This window comes from Myroides sp. JBRI-B21084 (assembly GCF_030545015.1).
Classification (GTDB): Bacteria; Bacteroidota; Bacteroidia; order Flavobacteriales; family Flavobacteriaceae; genus Flavobacterium.
Genome location: NZ_CP120653.1, coordinates 888,785 through 906,880, shown reverse-complemented (window position 1 = coordinate 906,880; position 18,096 = coordinate 888,785). Strand labels below are relative to the sequence as shown.

Sequence of the window (18,096 nt, the reverse complement as noted above, 5' to 3'; positions counted from 1 at the left end):
ATTTAAAACAAATCTACTTTTTTAATTATATGTGCTTGTATATCATAAAATTTAATAATTTTGTACGTTTATAAAATACAACACAATTTACAACCCCAATGGAAAATAATTTATACGAAAAAGAATTAGCTTTTCAAGCAGATAGAAGAAAAGCTTGCGTAGAATTTATTAAAATCGTTAATGATTTATGGTACGACAAATCAATTGAATTGGTTCTATTTAGAAATCAATTAATTGACCGTAGCGTAAGCGACATTATTAACTTGCACGAATACGCTGCAAAATTTGTTGAAAAACCAATTAACATTTTTGATACAGTAGAAATTGCTCGTGCTATTTTAACTGCTGATTTACCTCCTGCACGTATTGATATTGGTAAATTAACGTATGAATTCCATTTAGAAGACAATAAATACAACGATTCTTTATCGTTTGTTGTTGATAAATTAAAAGATGCTAAAGACAACAAAGGTATTGAACCTAAAGATGTTGTTTTATATGGTTTTGGTCGTATTGGTCGTTTATTAGCTCGTGAATTAATGGCTAAAATTGGTAAGGGACAACAATTACGCTTAAAAGCAATTGTAACGCGTGATAAAAACGATGCTTTATCATTAGAAAAACGTGCATCTTTATTACGTTTAGATTCAATTCACGGCGATTTTGAAGGATCTGTTGGTGTTGATGTTGAAAATGAATCTTTAATTATCAATGGATCACCAGTACGTATGATTTCTGCTGCGCAACCAGAAGATATCGACTATACACAATACGGCATTAACGATGCATTAGTTATTGACAACACAGGTGTTTTTAAAGACGAAGCAGCTTTATCGCGCCACTTAAAATCAAAAGGTGCATCAAAAGTTTTATTAACTGCACCTGGAAAAGGGGTTCCTAACATTGTTTACGGTGTGAACCACGAAAATTACAACATAGATGAAACACCAATTTGGTCGGCTGCATCATGTACAACTAACGCTATTACACCAGTTTTAGCTGTTATGGAAAAAGAATTAGGTGTTGTTAAAGGTCATTTAGAAACCATTCACGCTTATACAAACGACCAAAATTTGGTTGATAATATGCACAAAAAATACCGTCGTGGTAGAGCAGCTGCTTTAAATATGGTAATTACCGAAACAGGTGCTGGATCTGCAGTAGCAAAAGCATTGCCAAGTTTAGCAGGTAAATTAACTTCAAATGCAATTCGTGTACCTGTTCCAAACGGTTCGTTAGTTGTTTTAAATTTAGAAGTTAACAAACAAACTTCGGTTGAAGATTTAAACAAAATGATGAGAAAATACGCTTTAGAAGGCGAATTGGTAGAGCAAATTAAATATTCGTTAAACAACGAATTAGTATCTTCAGACATCGTTGGTACTTCGGCTCCTGCAATTTACGATTCTAACGCTACAATTGTTTCTGCCGATGGTAAAAACATTGTATTATACATTTGGTACGATAACGAATACGGCTACAGCCACCAAGTAATTCGTTTAGCAAAACACATTGCTAAAGTACGCAGATACGTTTACTATTAGTAGATTGTTTTAACAAATACATCACAATATATGCCTCAAATTGTTTTACTTTTTGAGGCATTTTTATTTAACTTAGCTTAAAACTTAAAACATGGCACGTACCCCTTCAAATATGTTGGCGCTAGGAACTGTAGCACCTGATTTTTATTTACCAGACACTAACGGACACGATTTTAAAAACTTTAACGATGTAAAAGGTAATCATGGTACCGTTGTAATGTTTATATGCAACCACTGCCCTTTTGTTGTACATGTAATTGAAGAAGTTATACGCATTGTAAACGATTACCGCGTGCAAGGAATTGGTTTTGTAGCGATATCTAGTAACGATGCTATAAATTACCCAGATGATGCACCTGAAAAAATGACCGAATTTGCTTTTATAAACAAATTCAGCTTTCCTTATTTATACGATGAAACCCAAGAAACTGCAAAAAATTACGACGCAGCTTGCACGCCAGACTTTTATTTGTTTAACGCACAAAACAAACTGGTTTATCGCGGACAATTAGACGATTCTCGTCCAAACAACGGAATAACTTTAAGCGGAAGCGATTTACGAAACGCCATAGATGCTTTACTATACAACCGAAGTGTTAATCCTATGCAAAAACCAAGTATTGGATGTAATATTAAATGGAAAAATTCATTTTAAAATTAAAATGTTTAGTACATTTGCACACACTATTTTTCAACTTTGAATTGCATATATTTAAAATTAACAAAACGTATTTTAAACATTATAAAAACTAAAGTACCAAACATTAATTTTAAAGCAACAAATTAAGAAAAACAGCAGAAAAATTTTAAACAAATTTACTAACAACAACAGTTTTTGTAATTAAAAATTTATGTTACATCAAAAATTTTTTAATCGTTTTGTAATTAGACAAGTTATTTGGGCATTTGTAATTACCTATCTAATTGTAACACTTTATTTGGTTCTTTTTAAAGGTTGGAGCTTTCTATCTTTACTACTACCAGCTTTTTTGTTTTATTTAGCTTTTAAAGATGCTTTTCAAACAAAACACACCATACGTAAAAACTATCCAATTATTGGTCGTTTACGATATATTTTAGAAGAAATTCGCCCAGAACTTCGCCAATATTTTTGGGAAGGCGAATTAGACGGTAAACCGTTTAACCGAAGAGAGCGTTCTATTGTTTACCAACGTGCTAAAAACGAAAAACAAACCGTTTCATTTGGTATGCAAGACGACCCAAACCGTATTGGTTACGAATGGGCATCACACTCTGTTTATCCAAAAATCATTTCCGATTTTAACTTTCGTACTTTAATAGGTAACGAACAATGTAAAAAACCATACAACGCAAGTATTTACAATATTAGTGCAATGAGTTATGGTGCTTTAAGCAAAAAAGCAATCATTTCACTTAACAAAGGTGCTAAACTAGGTGGTTTTGCACATAATACGGGCGAAGGTGGTATATCTCCTTATCATAGATCAGGTGGCGATTTAATTTGGCAAATTGGTACTGGATACTTTGGTTGTAGAGACGAGCACGGATTTTTTAACGACACCTTGTTTGCAGAAAGATCGCAGTACGAAGATGTTAAAATGATTGAGTTAAAACTATCGCAAGGTGCTAAACCAGGACATGGTGGATTGTTACCTGCAGAAAAAAACACTTTAGAAGTATCTAAAATACGTAACGTAAAACCTTTTACAACCGTACATTCACCTTCGTCGCACTCTGCGTTTAGCAACGCAACCGAATTAGCGCATTTTATTGGAAAATTACGCACTTTAAGTGGTGGTAAACCAGTAGGATTTAAAATTTGTATTGGTAGAAAAGATGAATTTGTAGATATTATTAAAGCATTTACTGAAACAAGCATTTATCCTGATTTTATTACCATTGATGGTGCTGAAGGTGGTACAGGTGCTGCTCCGTTAGAGTTTATTGACTATATGGGTATGGCATTATCTGATGCTTTGGTTTTTGCAAATAAAATTTTAAAACAATACAACATTCGTCAGCAAATTAAAATTATTGCTGCTGGTAAAATTATATCGGCTTTTGATTTAGCTAAAAACATGTCTTTAGGCGCAGATGCTTGTTATAGCGCACGCGGTATGATGTTTGCATTAGGATGTATTCAGGCTTTACAATGCGATAGCGGACACTGCCCGGTTGGTATTGCTACCCAAGATCCTTTATTATACGAAGGTATGGACATTACTGATAAATCGGTTCGTGTTGCAACTTTCCATAAAAACACTATGAAAGCATTTGGTGAATTTATTGGTGCATGTGGTTTTTCTAAACCAAACGAGATTAGTCCAGAAGCATTCCATAAACGTATTGAACATGGCAAAAACATAACCTTTGCCGAAATGTACTTTAAAGATACAGTTTCACAATAATAAAAAAACGGAAGAAAATTTCTTCCGTTTTTTTATTAGTATTTTTCTAATACAATATCTATTGGTTTGTTCATACGACGACCAAATTGCATGGCTTTTTGTTTTTCTTCTGATGTACATAAAATATACATATTATAAGGTGCCAGTTGCATGGTAAAAGTTTTAAAATGCCCTCCGTTTTCTTCTCCATCAATATCTTCAATTTTTAAATAATACAACTCGGCATTAAACGTATTGGATACAGTAACCAAATAATGATCATCGGCAAAATAATAAAACCATTTACCTTGTGTAAAATCGTTTAGCTTTTTATTGTTTTCATCAATTTTATAATTGCGTACAAAACGTAAAGGTTCATTATTATTTTTCCAACTTAAATTAAAATTAGTATTAATAACTTCTTTTCCATTTTCGTCACAAATACTCATTTTTAAACCATTAATAGTTTGCGCTTTTCCATCTTCATGCGGTTTAACAACAATATAACTGGTAAAATCGTATCCACAATGAATAGCGTCGCCAATTTGTCCGTAAGAACATGCACCGCTAAACAAACCTGCTATTAAAATTAAAAATTTATTCATAAAACAAATATATAAATAAAAAATGAAGCCTTTAAGCTTCATTTTTTTCTTTATATAAATCATAACAATTACCAACGTATAATGGCGCTAGCCCAAGTAAAACCGCTTCCAAAAGCAGCTAACACAACCAAATCACCTTCTTTAATTTTTCCTTTTTCCCAAGCTTCAGTTAATGCAATAGGTACCGATGCTGCTGTTGTATTACCATAATTCATAATATTGTTATACACTTGATCATCGCTTAGCCTAAATTTTTGTTGAATGAATTGCGAAATTCTTAAGTTTGCTTGGTGAGGCACCAACATATTAATATCGCTAACTTGTAAATTATTAGCTTGAAGCCCTTCGTTAATCACCTCGGAGAAACGAACAACTGCGTTTTTAAATACAAATTGCCCATTCATGTACGGAAAATACGATTCGTCATTGGGGTCATTCTCTTTCATAATATCGGTTATCCAGCGTTTGCCCATACCTGGTGCAATTAAAGCCAGTTCTTCGGCATGTTCACCTTCGGAATGTAAATGAGTAGATAAAATTCCTTTCGATAAATCTTCGGTTCTACTTAAAACAGCCGCTCCTGCCCCATCGCCAAATATCACCGAAACACCTCGACCACGTGTGGTCATATCCAACCCTTTGGAATGTATTTCAGAGCCAACTACTAAAACATTTTTGTACATACCGGTTTTTATAAATTGATCCGCAACCGATAACGCATATATAAAACCTGAACATTGGTTGCGAATATCTAAGGCACCAACTGTTTTTAAACCTAAATCTTTTTGTAGCGTAACACCTGGCCCTGGAAAATAATAATCGGGACTTAAAGTTGCAAAAACAATAAAATCAATATCGTTTTTATCAATTTTTGCACGTTCAATAGCTATTTTTGATGCTTTTAAAGCCATACCCGATGTAGTATCTTCGGGTAAAACTACATGACGGCGTTCTTTGATACCTGTTCGTTCTTGAATCCACTCATCGTTGGTATCCATTAATTTAGACAAATCGTTATTGGTTACCACGTTTTCGGGTACATAAAAACCCAATCCTGTTATTTTTGAATGATACATAATTGCTTATTTTAATATAATCAAATTTACAGATATTTTTATTAATGTATAATTGCTTTTTAAACGAAGCTTGCAAATTTGTTATAAATAATTGTATCTTTAAACATACTATTAAAATACAATCCTAATAAATGAAACGAATTATAAAAACCTTATTAGCATTATTGTTAGCCACAGCGCCTATGACTGCACAAGAAAATATTACTTTTCAGAAACCATCGAAAGAAATTTTACAATTAGCCGATTTTGAACGTGCACCATCTGTTTCTATGAATACTAATAAAGAATGGATGATATTATCGTACCGTAATACGTATAAAAATCTTGAAGAATTAAATCAAGATGAATTGCGTTTAGGTGGGCTGCGTATCAATCCTAATACCAATATTAGTAGCACTACATCGTTCATAAATAATATAAAAATTAAAAAAACAAACGATAAAACCGAAACTACTGTAAAAGGGTTACCTGCAAACGCTTTAATTAGCAATATGACATGGGCACCAAACGAAACTAAATTAGCGTTTACAAACACTACAGCAACAGGTAACGAATTATGGATACTTGATTTACAAACCGCAACTGCAACAAAATTAACCGAAGCTGTATTAAACGCCAACTTAGGCAATCCTATAACTTGGTATAAAAACAGTACACAAATGTTAATTAAAGTGATGCCTGAAAACAGAAATCAATTAATTAATGCAGCAAAAGCAATACCAAGCGGTCCTATAGTTTCTACAGCCGAAGAAGGTGTTGTTTCACAAAACAGAACGTACCAAGATTTGTTAAAAAACAAAACCGACGAAGCTAATTTTGAAACAATAGTAACATCAGAACTTTACACGGTTGATTTAAACGGAAACAAAAAGCTTTTTAAAAAAGCAGATATGTACGCGGGTGAAACTTTTTCGCCCGACGGAAATTATATGTTACTTACAACCATTCAAAAACCATTTTCGTACCTAGTCCCTTTAAGTAGATTTCCTATGAAAACTACTGCTTACAACGCAGAAGGTACTATTTTAAAAGTGGTAAACGAAATACCTTTGAACGAAGTTATGCCTAAAGGCTTTATGGCTGTAAGAGAAGGTAAACGCAGCATGAGTTGGAGAAACGACAAACCTGCTACTTTGTTTTTTGTAGAAGCTTTAGATGGTGGCGATCCTGCTAAAAATGTAAGTCATAGAGATGCGTTGTACACCTGGGAAGCACCTTTTACAAACAACCCTGAATTGCTTACAAAAACACCACAACGTTACGGTGGCATTGCTTGGGGCGATGATGAAACGGCTATTGTTTACGACCAATGGTACGATACACGTAATATTAAAACGTATTTATTTAATCCAACAAAAAAATCGGATTTAGTTACTATTTGGGATAGAAACTATCAAGATATTTACACTGATCCAGGAGATTTTCAAACAAAAAAGAATACTTTGGGTAGACAAATTTTACAAAAAGAAAGCAATAAATTGTATTTAATTGGAGAAGGACACACCAAAGAAGGTCAATTTCCTTTTATTGATGAATTAGATTTGGCTTCACTAAAAACAAAACGTTTGTATCAATCTAAATTTACAGAAAAAATTGAAACCATTTCTGAAATCATCGACATTAAAAAGGGCAATATTTTAGTAAACATTCAATCTAAAAGTGATTATCCAAACTACTATTTTAGAAATATTAAATCTAAAAACGATTTAAAACAAATTACATTCAACAAAAATCCGTTTGAAAGTATTAAAGATGTACATAAAGAAGTTATTAAATACAAACGAAAAGATGGAGTAGAACTTTCGGGTACGTTATATCTTCCAGCAGGATACAATCGTAAAAATCCAACCGAAAAATTACCTTTATTAATTTGGGCATATCCAACAGAGTATAAAGACAAAAACAGTGCAGGGCAAACAGCTGCAAACCCTAATGAATTTACTTTTCCTTACTACGGATCGTTTGTATATTGGGCTGCAAAAGGTTATGCTGTTTTAGACGATGCCGCTTTTCCTATTATTGGCGAAGGAACTCAAGAACCAAACGATACTTTTTTAGAACAATTAGCAATGAATGCCGAAGCTGCAATTGATGCTGTAGATAAGTTAGGTTATATAGATAGAACAAAAGTTGGTGTTGGTGGACACTCATACGGCGCTTTTATGACCGCAAATTTACTAGCCCACACTAAATTATTTGCCTGTGGTATTGCACGTTCAGGTGCTTATAACCGTACATTAACCCCGTTTGGTTTTCAAAGTGAACAGCGTAATTATTGGGAAGTACCAAACATTTACAATACCATGTCGCCTTTTATGAATGCCGAAAAAATGAAAACGCCTTTATTATTAGTGCATGGCGAAGCCGATAATAACCCAGGAACATTTACATTACAAACCGAGCGATATTTTCAGGCTTTAAAAGGCTTGGGTGCACCTGTGCGTATGGTAATTTTACCAAAAGAAAGTCACAGTTATGTTGCTAAAGAAAACATTTTGCACCTGCTATGGGAACAAGAACAGTTTTTAGACAAGCATTTAAAAAATAAATAAAAACAAAATCGCTGACAGAAATGTCAGCGATTTTACTTTTTATGAGGTAATTGAGATTTTTATTTTTTTTTCAATTTCTATTGATTCATTGCTTTGAATTTTCACAGAAACATCATTTAAATTAGCACTTATTACATAGTACGAACCTACAAAATTACAAGCAGTAACAGTAACTTCAAATCCTGTGGAATCAACAACTAATTCATGAGGTCTTAATAAAAAAGTTTCATCGTTATCAAAACCAAAATATCTAGCTGGAATACTATTAATTTCTCCTGTTAATTGCGCAGAATATATACTTTTAGGATTTTTATAAACATTAATTGTAGTTTGTTTTTCAATTAATTTACCTGCTTGCATAACCAAAACCTCATCAGAAAACATTAAAATTTCATTAGGTGTGTGCGAAGTGTAAATAACCGTTATTCCATTGCTTTTACAATAATCAAACACATGTTGCGCTAATTGTGATTTAAGATGAAAATCGATATGTGAGAAAGGCTCATCAAGTAACAACACTTGAGGTTGCAATGCCAAAACCTTTGCTAGCGCTGTGCGTTGCATTTGTCCGCCACTTAAAAACTTAGCTTTAACATTTGCAAATTCGGTCATACCTACTAATTCTAGTAATTCTGCCACACGTTGTTTTTTTTCTTTTAGATAGAAATTAGAAAGAAATCGTCCTACATTTTCTTCTACCGAAACAAAGGGCATTAAATCAAAATCTTGTGCCAAATATTTTATAAAATCCATACCTGGAACTAAATGATATGCCGGACCTAAAATTTGAGTATCGTTCCAAAAAATAGAACCTGAATTAGCATCTAACAAACCATAAATAAGCTTTAATAAGGTAGATTTTCCGCTGCCACTTGCCCCTATCAAAGCATAAGATTTTCCACTACTAAGCTGAAAACTTACATGGTTTATAACTAAAGAATTTTGATATGAAAAAGAAAGTTGATTAAGCTGCAACATAAATAAAAAGGCGACCGAAGTCGCCTGTAAATATAAAATTATAAACTTGCTATATAACGTTCGGCATCTAAAGCTGCAATACAACCCGATCCGGCAGCTGTAATTGCTTGGCGGTAATCTTTATCTTGTACATCGCCACAAGCAAAAACGCCAGGAATATTTGTTTTAGATGTTTTCCCTTCGGTAATTAAATATCCAGTTTCATCCATTGTTAATTGACCTGCAAAAATATCGGTATTTGGTTTGTGACCAATAGCTACAAAAACACCGGTTACTGCAATTTCATGTTTTTCGCCAGTTGAAGAATTTACAACGCGTACACCATTTACAATTTGTCCATCACCTAAAACTTCATCAATTTCGGTACTCATTAAAATTTCAATATTTGCTGTATTTTTAACGCGTTCTTCCATGATTTTTGATGCGCGAAACTTTTCAGAACGTACCAACATGGTAACTTTTTTACACAAATGTGATAAATAGTGTGCTTCTTCACAAGCTGAATCGCCTGCACCAACTATAACAACCTCTTGATTACGGTAGAAAAAACCATCGCATACAGCACAAGCAGATACACCCCCACCCATTTGCAAATAATGTTGTTCTGAAGGTAAACCTAAATATTTTGCTGTTGCACCAGTTGAAATAATTACAGTTTTAGCATGAACTTCAATAGTATCGTTTATCCAAACTTTTTTAATATCGCCTGTTAAATCAACTTTTGTTGCAAAACCATCTCGTACATCGGTACCAAAGCGTTTTGCTTGTGCTTGCAATTGCATCATCATTTCTGGTCCGGTAACACCGTCTGGATAACCCGGAAAGTTTTCAACCTCGTTAGTTGTTGTTAGCTGTCCGCCTGGTTGCATTCCTTGATATAAAACCGGATTCATATTAGCACGTGCAGCATATATAGCCGCAGTATAACCTGCTGGTCCCGAACCAATAATTAAACATTTCACTGTTTCTATTGTTGTTGACATACTTTTTTTATTGAAATTTTGTGAATACAAAAATAGGTATTTATAAACGGATATGAAAACAAAGTTCATTTTTAAATAACTATACTGTTATCAATATTTTTTATATATTTTTTTAGGATATCTAAAAAAAACGCTTACATTTGCACCGTATTATTTAAGCAATACACGGGGTGTAGCGTAGCCCGGTCATCGCGCCTGGTTTGGGACCAGGAGGTCGCAGGTTCGAATCCTGCCACCCCGACACTTTAAAAGTCTATAAATTATTTTTATAGGCTTTTTTTTTATGTCTTTTAATAAAATTACACTTAAGTAACTTTTGTAACACAACTTTTAATTTTTAATAAACATCTTTGCATTAAATTTTTAATATATATGGATTGGATTTTACAACCTTGGCCTTGGTATATTAGTGGCCCTTTAATTACTTTAACAATGTTTATATTGTTAGTTGTTGGTAAAAATTTTGGTATGTCGGCAAATTTGCGAACATTATGTACTATTTGTGGCGCCAATAAAACCTGTGACTTTTTTTGCTTTGATTGGAAACTGCAACGTTGGAATTTGTTAGTAATGCTTGGTGCAATTATTGGTGGATTTATTGCAACGCATTATTTATCGGACAACCAAATACCAAATATAAACCAACAAACTATTGAACAATTACACCAAATGGGTATAGAAAGCGCGGGATCAACCTACACACCAATTGAACTATTTGGTTCTGAAGCACTATCATCTCCTAAAACAATTATTATTTTATTAATTGGAGGTGTTTTAGTAGGTTTTGGATCGCGTTATGCTGGTGGTTGCACCTCGGGGCATTCAATATCTGGTATTAGCAACTTACAAATACCATCGCTTATTGCTACCATAGGTTTTTTTATTGGTGGTTTAATAATGGTACATGTCATTTTTCCTTTCATTTTTTAATTTACTATCTATGAAAAATATAATTTATTTATCCATTGGTGTTTTTTTTGGAATTGTAATGTATAAGTCCGAAGCTGCTTCGTGGTTTAGAATTTACGAAATGTTTCAATTTCAATCTATACATATGTACGGTTTAATGGGAACCGCATTAGTTACAGGTATTTTAGCAATTCAGTTTATCAAATCGAAACAAGTAAAAGACATTAACGGTAACAAAATTCACATTGCGGATAAAGAAAAAAGTATTGCCCGTTATTTAATTGGTGGTATTTTATTTGGATTAGGTTGGGCTTTAGCAGGCGCGTGTCCGGGTCCTATGTTTGTACTTACTGGTGCAGGTTATTTTCCAATTTTAATAGTAATTTTAGGTGCAGTTTTAGGCACATGGTTTTACGGACTGTTAAAAAACAAACTACCGCATTAATATGAAAACAGTTGAAGAGTTAATTAAAGAAACTTACGGTACTATTTTTGAAAAGGAATTAGTAAACGAAATAATTTTGGTTGCGCAATTAGTATCTTTTAAAGAAGGTGATGTTTTGATTGATATTGGCAAATACATTAAAACAATGCCCCTTTTAATTAATGGTGCTATAAAAATTATGCGCGAAGATTTTGATACTGGCGAACTTTTATTATACTTTTTAGAAAAAGGCGACACTTGTTCAATGACTCTTAACTGCTGTTTAGGCGATAAAAAAAGTGAAATTAGGGCCATTGCCGAAACCAATGGTTTAGTTGCCATGATACCGGTTACAAAAATGGAAGAATGGCTTGCTAAATATAAAAGTTGGCGAACTTTTGTTTTTGAAAGTTACAACAACCGTTTTAATGAAATGCTTAATGCAATTGATAATATTGCGTTTATGAATATGAATGAACGCTTGTTAAATTATTTAAAAGAAAAATGTAAAATAAACAACTCAAAGTTTATTACAACCACACATCAAGAAATTGCAAATGAATTAAACAGTTCCCGAGTAGTAATCTCAAGACTTTTAAAAGCCCTTGAAAACAATGGCAACATAAAACTAAACCGCAACACAATTGAGTTTTTACAATAAAAAAAGGCTACCAAATTTGGTAGCCTTATTATTATTAATCAATTTTGTAACGTTTTCTATCGTTTTCATTCAAATAAATTTTACGTAAACGTAACGATTTTGGAGTTACTTCTACATATTCATCTTTTTGAATGTATTCTAAAGCTTCTTCTAACGAAAATTTAATAGCAGGAATAATTCTTGCTTTATCATCGGCACCAGAAGAACGTACGTTGGTTAATTTTTTGGTTTTAGTAACATTTACTGTCATATCATCACCACGAGAATTTTCACCAATTACTTGTCCTTCGTAAATATCTTCGTTTGGATCAACAAAGAATTTACCACGCTCTTGTAATTTATCAATAGAGTAAGGAATTGCCTTACCGTTTTCCATAGAAATTAAAGAACCATTGTTACGTCCGGCAATTTCGCCTTTGTATGGTTGGTATTCTAAGAAACGGTGCGACATAATTGCTTCACCAGCCGTTGCAGTTAATAATTGGTTACGTAAACCGATAATTCCGCGAGATGGTATATTGAAAACAATAATCATACGCTCGCCACGAGGTTCCATTGATAACATTTCACCTTTACGTAATGTAACAAACTCTACTGCACGACCTGATAAATTTTCAGGAATATCAATAGTTAATTCTTCAACAGGTTCACATTTAACACCATCAATTTCTTTAATGATTACTTGTGGTTGACCAATTTGTAATTCGTACCCTTCACGACGCATTGTTTCAATTAAAACTGATAAGTGTAAAACACCACGACCAAAAACCATGAATTTATCTGCAGAATCTGTTTCGTTAACGCGTAACGCTAAGTTTTTCTCTAATTCTTTGGTTAAACGATCTTTAATATGGCGGCTAGTTACAAACTTACCTTCTTTTCCAAAGAAAGGTGAATCATTAATAGTGAACAACATACTCATTGTAGGCTCATCAATTTTAATGGTTTCTAAACCTTCAGGGTTTTCAAAATCAGCAATACAATCACCAATTTCAAAACCTTCAATACCTACAACAGCACAAATATCACCAGCTTTAACCTCTTCAACTTTCATTCGGCCTAAACCTTCAAAAGTGTATAGTTCTTTAATTCTTGATTTTACAATTCCACCTTCGCGTTTAATTAACGAAATATTCATTCCTTCGCGTAAAACTCCACGGTGTAAACGCCCAATTGCGATACGCCCTGTAAACGATGAAAAGTCTAACGAAGTAATTAACATTTGTGGTGTTCCTTGTTTTTCTTCAGCAGCAGGTACGTGTTCAATAACCATTTCTAACAATGCTTCCATTGAATCGGTAGGTTGTTTCCAATCGGTACTCATCCAGTTATTTTTAGCTGAACCATAAACCGAAGGGAAATCTAATTGCCATTCTTCTGCACCTAATTCAAACATTAAATCGAAAACTTTTTCGTGAACTTCGTCTGGTGTACAGTTCTCTTTATCAACTTTATTAATAACCACACAAGGCTTTAAACCTAATTCAATAGCTTTTTGCAATACAAAACGCGTTTGTGGCATAGGCCCTTCAAATGCATCAACAATTAGCAAAACACCATCGGCCATGTTTAAAACACGTTCCACTTCACCTCCAAAATCAGCGTGTCCAGGAGTATCAATAATGTTGATTTTTGTTCCTTTGTATTGTACCGATACGTTTTTAGAAACGATTGTAATTCCACGTTCGCGTTCTAAATCGTTGTTATCAAGGATTAAATCACCTGTATTTTCATTCTCTCTAAACAATTGACAATGATACATAATTTTGTCAACCATAGTAGTTTTACCGTGGTCAACGTGTGCAATAATTGCGATATTTCTTATTTGGGTCATAAAAATAAAGTTTCTTTTATTTTGCAAATGCTATTTAACAACAAAAAGCCCTCGGTTAAGGAGAGCTTAAGTGTTATATATCTCAAAAACATTAACTAATTAAAGTGCGTTAACGTGTTTTGTTAATTTAGATTTTAAGTTAGCTGCTTTGTTAGAATGTATGATATTCTTTTTAGCTAATTTATCGATCATTGAAGTAACAACAACTAACTTTTCAGTAGCTTCTGATTTGTTTTCAATTAAACGTAAAGCTTTAATTGCATTACGAGTAGTTTTGTGTTGATACTTGTTTAATACTCTTTTCTTTTCGTTGCTTCTGATTCTTTTTAAAGCTGACTTGTGATTTGCCATTTTTTAATCTTTTTAATTGTAATTATTTTTAAAACTTTTAGTTAAAAAAGAAAAACCTCCCACAATTTTAAAAATCACTTTGGTTTTAACTAATAAAATAACAGCCGAGACACTGACAATTATTCTACAAAACTTATTTACAACTAATAGTAGCCCGTAAGGGAATCGAACCCTTCTTACCAGGATGAAAACCTGGCGTCCTAACCGATAGACGAACGGGCCATCATTTTTTAAAGGATGATAGAAACCTTTTGTAGCCCGTAAGGGAATCGAACCCTTCTTACCAGGATGAAAACCTGGCGTCCTAACCGATAGACGAACGGGCCATCATTTTTTAAAGGATGATAGAAACCTTTTGTAGCCCGTAAGGGAATCGAACCCTTCTTACCAGGATGAAAACCTGGCGTCCTAACCGATAGACGAACGGGCCATCATTTTTCAAAGGATGATAGTAACCTTTTGTAGTCCGTAGGGGAATCGAACCCCTGTTACCAGGATGAAAACCTGGCGTCCTAACCCCTAGACGAACGGACCGTTATTTTGTATTTGCGGTTGCAAAAGTACTATTATTTTTAAAACCTACAAATTATTTTTTACTTTTTTTATCTTACAAAGAACAGTGTGCTTTTTTATTGCGAGTGCAAATATCTGCATAAATTTTTAATTACCAAACGAAATTTAAATTTATGCAGATATTTTTATTACATCTTATTCAGTTCGTTCAATTTTTGCACCTAAAGCCAATAAACGTCCATCGATATTTTCATATCCACGATCTATTTGATCTATATTTTGTATAACACTTGTTCCTTTTGCCGATAAGGCTGCAATAAGCAACGAAATTCCGGCACGTATATCAGGCGATGTCATTTTGGTAGCTTTTAATTGCGATTTAAAATCGTGCCCAATAATAACCGCACGGTGTGGATCACATAAAATAATCTTAGCCCCCATATCAATCAATTTATCCACAAAAAATAAACGTGATTCAAACATTTTTTGGTGAATCAACACTTCGCCGCGTGCTTGTGTTGCAACAACCAAAAATATACTTAATAAATCGGGGGTTAATCCTGGCCAAGGCGCATCAGAAACTGTTAAAATAGATCCATCAATATCGCCTTTAATTTCGTAACCATTTGTATGTGCAGGTATGTAAATATCATCGTTAACTCGTTCAATGGTTATCCCTAATTTTCTAAAAGCTGTGGGTATTACTCCTAAGTTTTCCCAACTTACATTTTTGATTGTAATTTCACTACGAGTCATAGCTGCTAAACCAATCCACGAACCAATTTCTATCATATCGGGTAAAATAGCATGTGTGCAACCACTTAATTTTTCTACCCCTTCAATAGTTAATAAATTAGAACCTACACCAGTAATTTTAGCTCCCATTGCATTTAACATTTTGCACAATTGTTGCAAATAAGGTTCACAAGCCGCATTGTATATTGTGGTAACACCTTTTGCTAAAACAGCAGCCATCACAATATTTGCTGTACCGGTAACCGATGCCTCATCTAACAACATATAACTTCCGGTTAAGCCATTAGGTGCTTCTACGCCATAAAAATGTTCTTCACGTACGTATCTAAATTTCGCACCTAAATTTATAAAGCCTTCAAAATGGGTATCTAAACGTCGGCGACCAATTTTATCACCTCCTGGTTTTGGAATAAATCCTTTACCAAAACGTGCCAATAATGGACCAACAATCATTATAGACCCACGTAAAGCACCACCTTCTTTTTTAAAAGCTTCGGTTTCTAAATAATTTACATTTACCTCATCGGCTAGAAAAGTATAAGTCCCCTTTGCTGTTTTTTCTATTTTAACACCTAAGTTTTTTAACAACGTAATTAATTTATTTACGTCGATAATATCTGGAATGTTTGTTATTGTAATTTTTTCATCTGTTAACAATACAGCACACAAAATTTGAAGTGCTTCGTTTTTAGCGCCTTGTGGTTGTACAACTCCATTTAATGTATGACCACCTTCTATTTTAAATGTTCCCATTAGTTTGTGTTTCTGTTTGTATTTTTAGATGAATTATTATTTGTATTGTTTTTTTTAACAAAGCGATTATTGGTATTGTTACTTTGTTTATTGTTTGAATTATTGCGTTGTGTATTGTTGTTAGTGCCTGAATTATTTCGATTTTGAAACTGATTGTTGCGGTTGTTATTGTTACCACTTTGGCTGTTTCGGTTATTTTGATAGGTATTTGTACGATTATTTGCTTTTGCTAAGTTTACCGAATTGTTATTATCGTCTACCCCATTTGTTAAATCAATTTTGCCATTTGAAAGTTCTTTTAAATGCTGAAAAATCACAGTGTCTTCAACCGATTCATTGTTCCAATTAACATAACTTTTTTTCATATGGTTAGCAATAACCATAATTAAAGCATCTTTACGTTCACCATCTTCCCAACCAATTGCTTCTTGAATCATTTCAACAATATTTGTACCGTAAAAACGATATTTTTGATTGTTTTTAGGATATTCAATTAAAATTGGTTCGTTAAAATTAGTTACTGATTTTGGTTTTTCATAAGGTGAATCTACATCTAATTCAAATCGAGACATTTTAAAAAGCTGATCCCATAATTTGTGTTGAAAATCTAACACATCGCGCAAATGCGGATTTATGGTTCCCATAATATCAATAACAGCACGGGCGGCTTTATTGCGCTCTTCAATATCTTTAATTACAATTACTTGGTCTATTAGCTTTTGTAAATGCCTACCATATTCAGGCAACACCAAATCCCTACGGTTGGTATTGTATTCTAAATTATTTATTGCTTCTTTAGGATTAAATTTCATATTTTTTTACAAGGAAATAATGCCTTCTATTGTTGAAACTTGTTGGTATTTCTCTATAATAGCATCTGCACTTTGCATTACAACGTTTATAGAAACACTAGAATAATTTCCGTTTTTTGATTTATTTGTAGTTATTACAGCCCCCATATTATTAAAAGCTTTCTCAATTAAAGCAATTTTTTCATCGCTGGCAGGTATTATAAATTTATATAAATATTCTACCGGCCATTTTTCGGTAGTATTCTCTAACTCGGCTTTTAAGCGTGCATAAAATTCTTCTGCTTTCTGATCCATAATTATTAAAAATTAGCACAAATATACGCTAGATTAAGGTAAATATACTAATTATAGATTTAATTTGATTATTAGTTTTAATTTTTATATTAATTTTGCGTTTTGATATTTTAAAGTGGATAAAAAAATTATCTTATTAATAGGCGGTCCAGGTTCGGGCAAAACTTCTGTAATTAATAAATTAGCAGAAAAGGGATACGTTTGTTACCCCGAAATTTCGCGACAGGTTACTTTAGAAGCCCAAAAAACAGGTATAGACCAATTGTTTTTAAAAGAACCTCTTTTATTTAGCGAATTACTTTTAAAAGGGCGTATAGATCAATTTAAAAATGCGTTATCGGAAAAAGCTCAACATATATTTATCGATAGAGGCATACCCGATGTTTTAGCCTATATGCATTATATTGGCGATGCTTACCCAACTGTTTTTGATGATGCTTGCAAAGAACATCGCTATTCTAAAATTTTTATTATGCCTCCTTGGGAAGAAATTTATGAAAGCGATAATGAACGATATGAAAATTTTGAACAAGCAAAACTAATTCATAATCATTTGGTTGAAACCTACCAAAATTACGGATACCATTTACAAGAAGTACCAAAAACCGACATAGAAACTAGAATTGCTTTTATTTTAAATAATTTGTAACTTTTCTGTATTTTTATAAGAAAAACAAAATAC

At 33.1% G+C, this 18,096-nt stretch carries 17 protein-coding genes and 5 tRNA genes; 9 read left to right on the top strand and 13 right to left on the bottom strand.

The window, feature by feature from the left end:
- Positions 1 to 98: 98 nt before the first annotated feature.
- The 3 genes from P3875_RS04470 (at position 99) to P3875_RS04460 (ending at position 3,934) form a co-directional block, all read left to right on the top strand.
- A complete protein-coding gene (locus P3875_RS04470) occupies positions 99 to 1,544 on the top strand; it encodes a glyceraldehyde-3-phosphate dehydrogenase (protein WP_303445071.1) in 1,446 nt (481 codons plus the stop codon).
- Between the two features lie 91 nt (positions 1,545 to 1,635).
- The gene (locus tag P3875_RS04465; protein WP_303445070.1) at positions 1,636 to 2,199 is read left to right on the top strand and encodes a thioredoxin family protein; all 564 of its coding nucleotides are present in this window, start codon (positions 1,636 to 1,638) and stop codon (positions 2,197 to 2,199) included.
- A gap of 196 nt (positions 2,200 to 2,395) precedes the next feature.
- The gene (locus P3875_RS04460) at positions 2,396 to 3,934 is read left to right on the top strand and encodes an FMN-binding glutamate synthase family protein (RefSeq protein ID WP_303445069.1); all 1,539 of its coding nucleotides are present in this window, start codon (positions 2,396 to 2,398) and stop codon (positions 3,932 to 3,934) included.
- Between the two features lie 35 nt (positions 3,935 to 3,969).
- On the opposite strand, the gene P3875_RS04455 is transcribed toward P3875_RS04460, so the two are convergent.
- Both P3875_RS04455 and P3875_RS04450 read right to left on the bottom strand, forming a co-directional pair.
- The gene (locus P3875_RS04455; protein WP_303445067.1) at positions 3,970 to 4,518 is read right to left on the bottom strand and encodes a hypothetical protein; all 549 of its coding nucleotides are present in this window, start codon (positions 4,516 to 4,518) and stop codon (positions 3,970 to 3,972) included.
- Between the two features lie 68 nt (positions 4,519 to 4,586).
- Complete coding sequence (locus tag P3875_RS04450; protein WP_303445066.1) at positions 4,587 to 5,594, bottom strand: 3-oxoacyl-ACP synthase III family protein; 1,008 nt, start codon at positions 5,592 to 5,594, stop codon at positions 4,587 to 4,589.
- A 131-nt stretch (positions 5,595 to 5,725) separates the two neighbouring features.
- Here P3875_RS04450 and P3875_RS04445 point away from each other — a divergent pair, with 131 nt between their 5' ends.
- On the top strand, positions 5,726 to 8,146 hold the full coding sequence (locus tag P3875_RS04445; RefSeq protein ID WP_303445065.1) for an alpha/beta hydrolase family protein: 2,421 nt from the start codon (positions 5,726 to 5,728) through the stop codon (positions 8,144 to 8,146).
- A 39-nt stretch (positions 8,147 to 8,185) separates the two neighbouring features.
- Here P3875_RS04445 and P3875_RS04440 read toward each other — a convergent pair whose 3' ends face one another.
- Together P3875_RS04440 and trxB are read right to left on the bottom strand one after the other, a co-directional pair.
- Positions 8,186 to 9,124 carry an ABC transporter ATP-binding protein gene (locus tag P3875_RS04440; protein ID WP_303445063.1) on the bottom strand — a complete coding sequence of 313 codons (939 nt, stop codon included), beginning with the start codon at positions 9,122 to 9,124 and terminating at the stop codon, positions 8,186 to 8,188.
- A gap of 38 nt (positions 9,125 to 9,162) precedes the next feature.
- Complete coding sequence (gene trxB, locus P3875_RS04435; RefSeq protein ID WP_303445062.1) at positions 9,163 to 10,107, bottom strand: thioredoxin-disulfide reductase; 945 nt, start codon at positions 10,105 to 10,107, stop codon at positions 9,163 to 9,165.
- A gap of 166 nt (positions 10,108 to 10,273) precedes the next feature.
- On the opposite strand from trxB, the gene P3875_RS04430 reads away from it, so the two are divergent.
- From P3875_RS04430 to P3875_RS04415, 4 genes are all read left to right on the top strand, one after another.
- Positions 10,274 to 10,348, top strand: a tRNA-Pro gene (locus P3875_RS04430).
- 131 nt (positions 10,349 to 10,479) lie between these two features.
- On the top strand, positions 10,480 to 11,037 hold the full coding sequence (locus tag P3875_RS04425) for a YeeE/YedE family protein (protein WP_303445061.1): 558 nt from the start codon (positions 10,480 to 10,482) through the stop codon (positions 11,035 to 11,037).
- A gap of 10 nt (positions 11,038 to 11,047) precedes the next feature.
- Complete coding sequence (locus P3875_RS04420; protein ID WP_303445060.1) at positions 11,048 to 11,461, top strand: DUF6691 family protein; 414 nt, start codon at positions 11,048 to 11,050, stop codon at positions 11,459 to 11,461.
- Position 11,462: 1 nt separating this feature from the next.
- A complete protein-coding gene (locus P3875_RS04415; protein ID WP_303445059.1) occupies positions 11,463 to 12,101 on the top strand; it encodes a Crp/Fnr family transcriptional regulator in 639 nt (212 codons plus the stop codon).
- Between the two features lie 34 nt (positions 12,102 to 12,135).
- Here the strand turns inward: P3875_RS04415 and typA are convergent, their stop codons facing one another.
- From typA to P3875_RS04370, 9 genes are all read right to left on the bottom strand, one after another.
- A complete protein-coding gene (typA, locus tag P3875_RS04410; RefSeq protein ID WP_303445058.1) occupies positions 12,136 to 13,935 on the bottom strand; it encodes a translational GTPase TypA in 1,800 nt (599 codons plus the stop codon).
- Between the two features lie 99 nt (positions 13,936 to 14,034).
- On the bottom strand, positions 14,035 to 14,286 hold the full coding sequence (gene rpsT, locus P3875_RS04405; RefSeq protein ID WP_303445057.1) for a 30S ribosomal protein S20: 252 nt from the start codon (positions 14,284 to 14,286) through the stop codon (positions 14,035 to 14,037).
- Between the two features lie 150 nt (positions 14,287 to 14,436).
- Positions 14,437 to 14,508: transfer RNA gene (locus P3875_RS04400), tRNA-Glu, on the bottom strand.
- A 32-nt stretch (positions 14,509 to 14,540) separates the two neighbouring features.
- Positions 14,541 to 14,612 (bottom strand) — tRNA-Glu (locus P3875_RS04395).
- A gap of 32 nt (positions 14,613 to 14,644) precedes the next feature.
- A tRNA-Glu gene (locus P3875_RS04390) sits at positions 14,645 to 14,716 on the bottom strand.
- A gap of 32 nt (positions 14,717 to 14,748) precedes the next feature.
- Positions 14,749 to 14,820 (bottom strand) — tRNA-Glu (locus P3875_RS04385).
- Positions 14,821 to 14,994: 174 nt separating this feature from the next.
- A complete protein-coding gene (gene murA, locus P3875_RS04380; RefSeq protein ID WP_303445056.1) occupies positions 14,995 to 16,308 on the bottom strand; it encodes a UDP-N-acetylglucosamine 1-carboxyvinyltransferase in 1,314 nt (437 codons plus the stop codon).
- The gene (locus P3875_RS04375) at positions 16,308 to 17,120 is read right to left on the bottom strand and encodes a DUF4290 domain-containing protein (protein ID WP_303445055.1); all 813 of its coding nucleotides are present in this window, start codon (positions 17,118 to 17,120) and stop codon (positions 16,308 to 16,310) included. Before P3875_RS04375 ends, murA begins: the two co-directional genes overlap by 1 nt.
- A 6-nt stretch (positions 17,121 to 17,126) precedes the next feature.
- Complete coding sequence (locus P3875_RS04370) at positions 17,127 to 17,414, bottom strand: DUF493 family protein (protein ID WP_303445054.1); 288 nt, start codon at positions 17,412 to 17,414, stop codon at positions 17,127 to 17,129.
- Between the two features lie 115 nt (positions 17,415 to 17,529).
- Between P3875_RS04370 and P3875_RS04365 the strand changes: the two genes are divergently transcribed.
- Positions 17,530 to 18,063, top strand: a complete 534-nt coding sequence (locus P3875_RS04365; RefSeq protein ID WP_303445053.1) for an ATP-binding protein — start codon at positions 17,530 to 17,532, stop codon at positions 18,061 to 18,063.
- The last annotated feature ends 33 nt before the right edge of the window (positions 18,064 to 18,096 follow it).

Excerpts from the sequence above, each read along its gene's own strand:
- P3875_RS04470 (WP_303445071.1), top strand. The coding sequence starts at position 99 with ATGGAAAATAATTTATACGAAAAAGAATTAGCTTTTCAAGCAGATAGA.
- P3875_RS04465 (WP_303445070.1), top strand. The coding sequence starts at position 1,636 with ATGGCACGTACCCCTTCAAATATGTTGGCGCTAGGAACTGTAGCACCT.
- P3875_RS04460 (WP_303445069.1), top strand. The coding sequence starts at position 2,396 with ATGTTACATCAAAAATTTTTTAATCGTTTTGTAATTAGACAAGTTATT.
- P3875_RS04455 (WP_303445067.1), bottom strand. The coding sequence starts at position 4,518 with ATGAATAAATTTTTAATTTTAATAGCAGGTTTGTTTAGCGGTGCATGT.
- P3875_RS04450 (WP_303445066.1), bottom strand. The coding sequence starts at position 5,594 with ATGTATCATTCAAAAATAACAGGATTGGGTTTTTATGTACCCGAAAAC.
- P3875_RS04445 (WP_303445065.1), top strand. The coding sequence starts at position 5,726 with ATGAAACGAATTATAAAAACCTTATTAGCATTATTGTTAGCCACAGCG.
- P3875_RS04440 (WP_303445063.1), bottom strand. The coding sequence starts at position 9,124 with ATGTTGCAGCTTAATCAACTTTCTTTTTCATATCAAAATTCTTTAGTT.
- trxB (WP_303445062.1), bottom strand. The coding sequence starts at position 10,107 with ATGTCAACAACAATAGAAACAGTGAAATGTTTAATTATTGGTTCGGGA.
- P3875_RS04425 (WP_303445061.1), top strand. The coding sequence starts at position 10,480 with ATGGATTGGATTTTACAACCTTGGCCTTGGTATATTAGTGGCCCTTTA.
- P3875_RS04420 (WP_303445060.1), top strand. The coding sequence starts at position 11,048 with ATGAAAAATATAATTTATTTATCCATTGGTGTTTTTTTTGGAATTGTA.
- P3875_RS04415 (WP_303445059.1), top strand. The coding sequence starts at position 11,463 with ATGAAAACAGTTGAAGAGTTAATTAAAGAAACTTACGGTACTATTTTT.
- typA (WP_303445058.1), bottom strand. The coding sequence starts at position 13,935 with ATGACCCAAATAAGAAATATCGCAATTATTGCACACGTTGACCACGGT.
- rpsT (WP_303445057.1), bottom strand. The coding sequence starts at position 14,286 with ATGGCAAATCACAAGTCAGCTTTAAAAAGAATCAGAAGCAACGAAAAG.
- murA (WP_303445056.1), bottom strand. The coding sequence starts at position 16,308 with ATGGGAACATTTAAAATAGAAGGTGGTCATACATTAAATGGAGTTGTA.
- P3875_RS04375 (WP_303445055.1), bottom strand. The coding sequence starts at position 17,120 with ATGAAATTTAATCCTAAAGAAGCAATAAATAATTTAGAATACAATACC.
- P3875_RS04370 (WP_303445054.1), bottom strand. The coding sequence starts at position 17,414 with ATGGATCAGAAAGCAGAAGAATTTTATGCACGCTTAAAAGCCGAGTTA.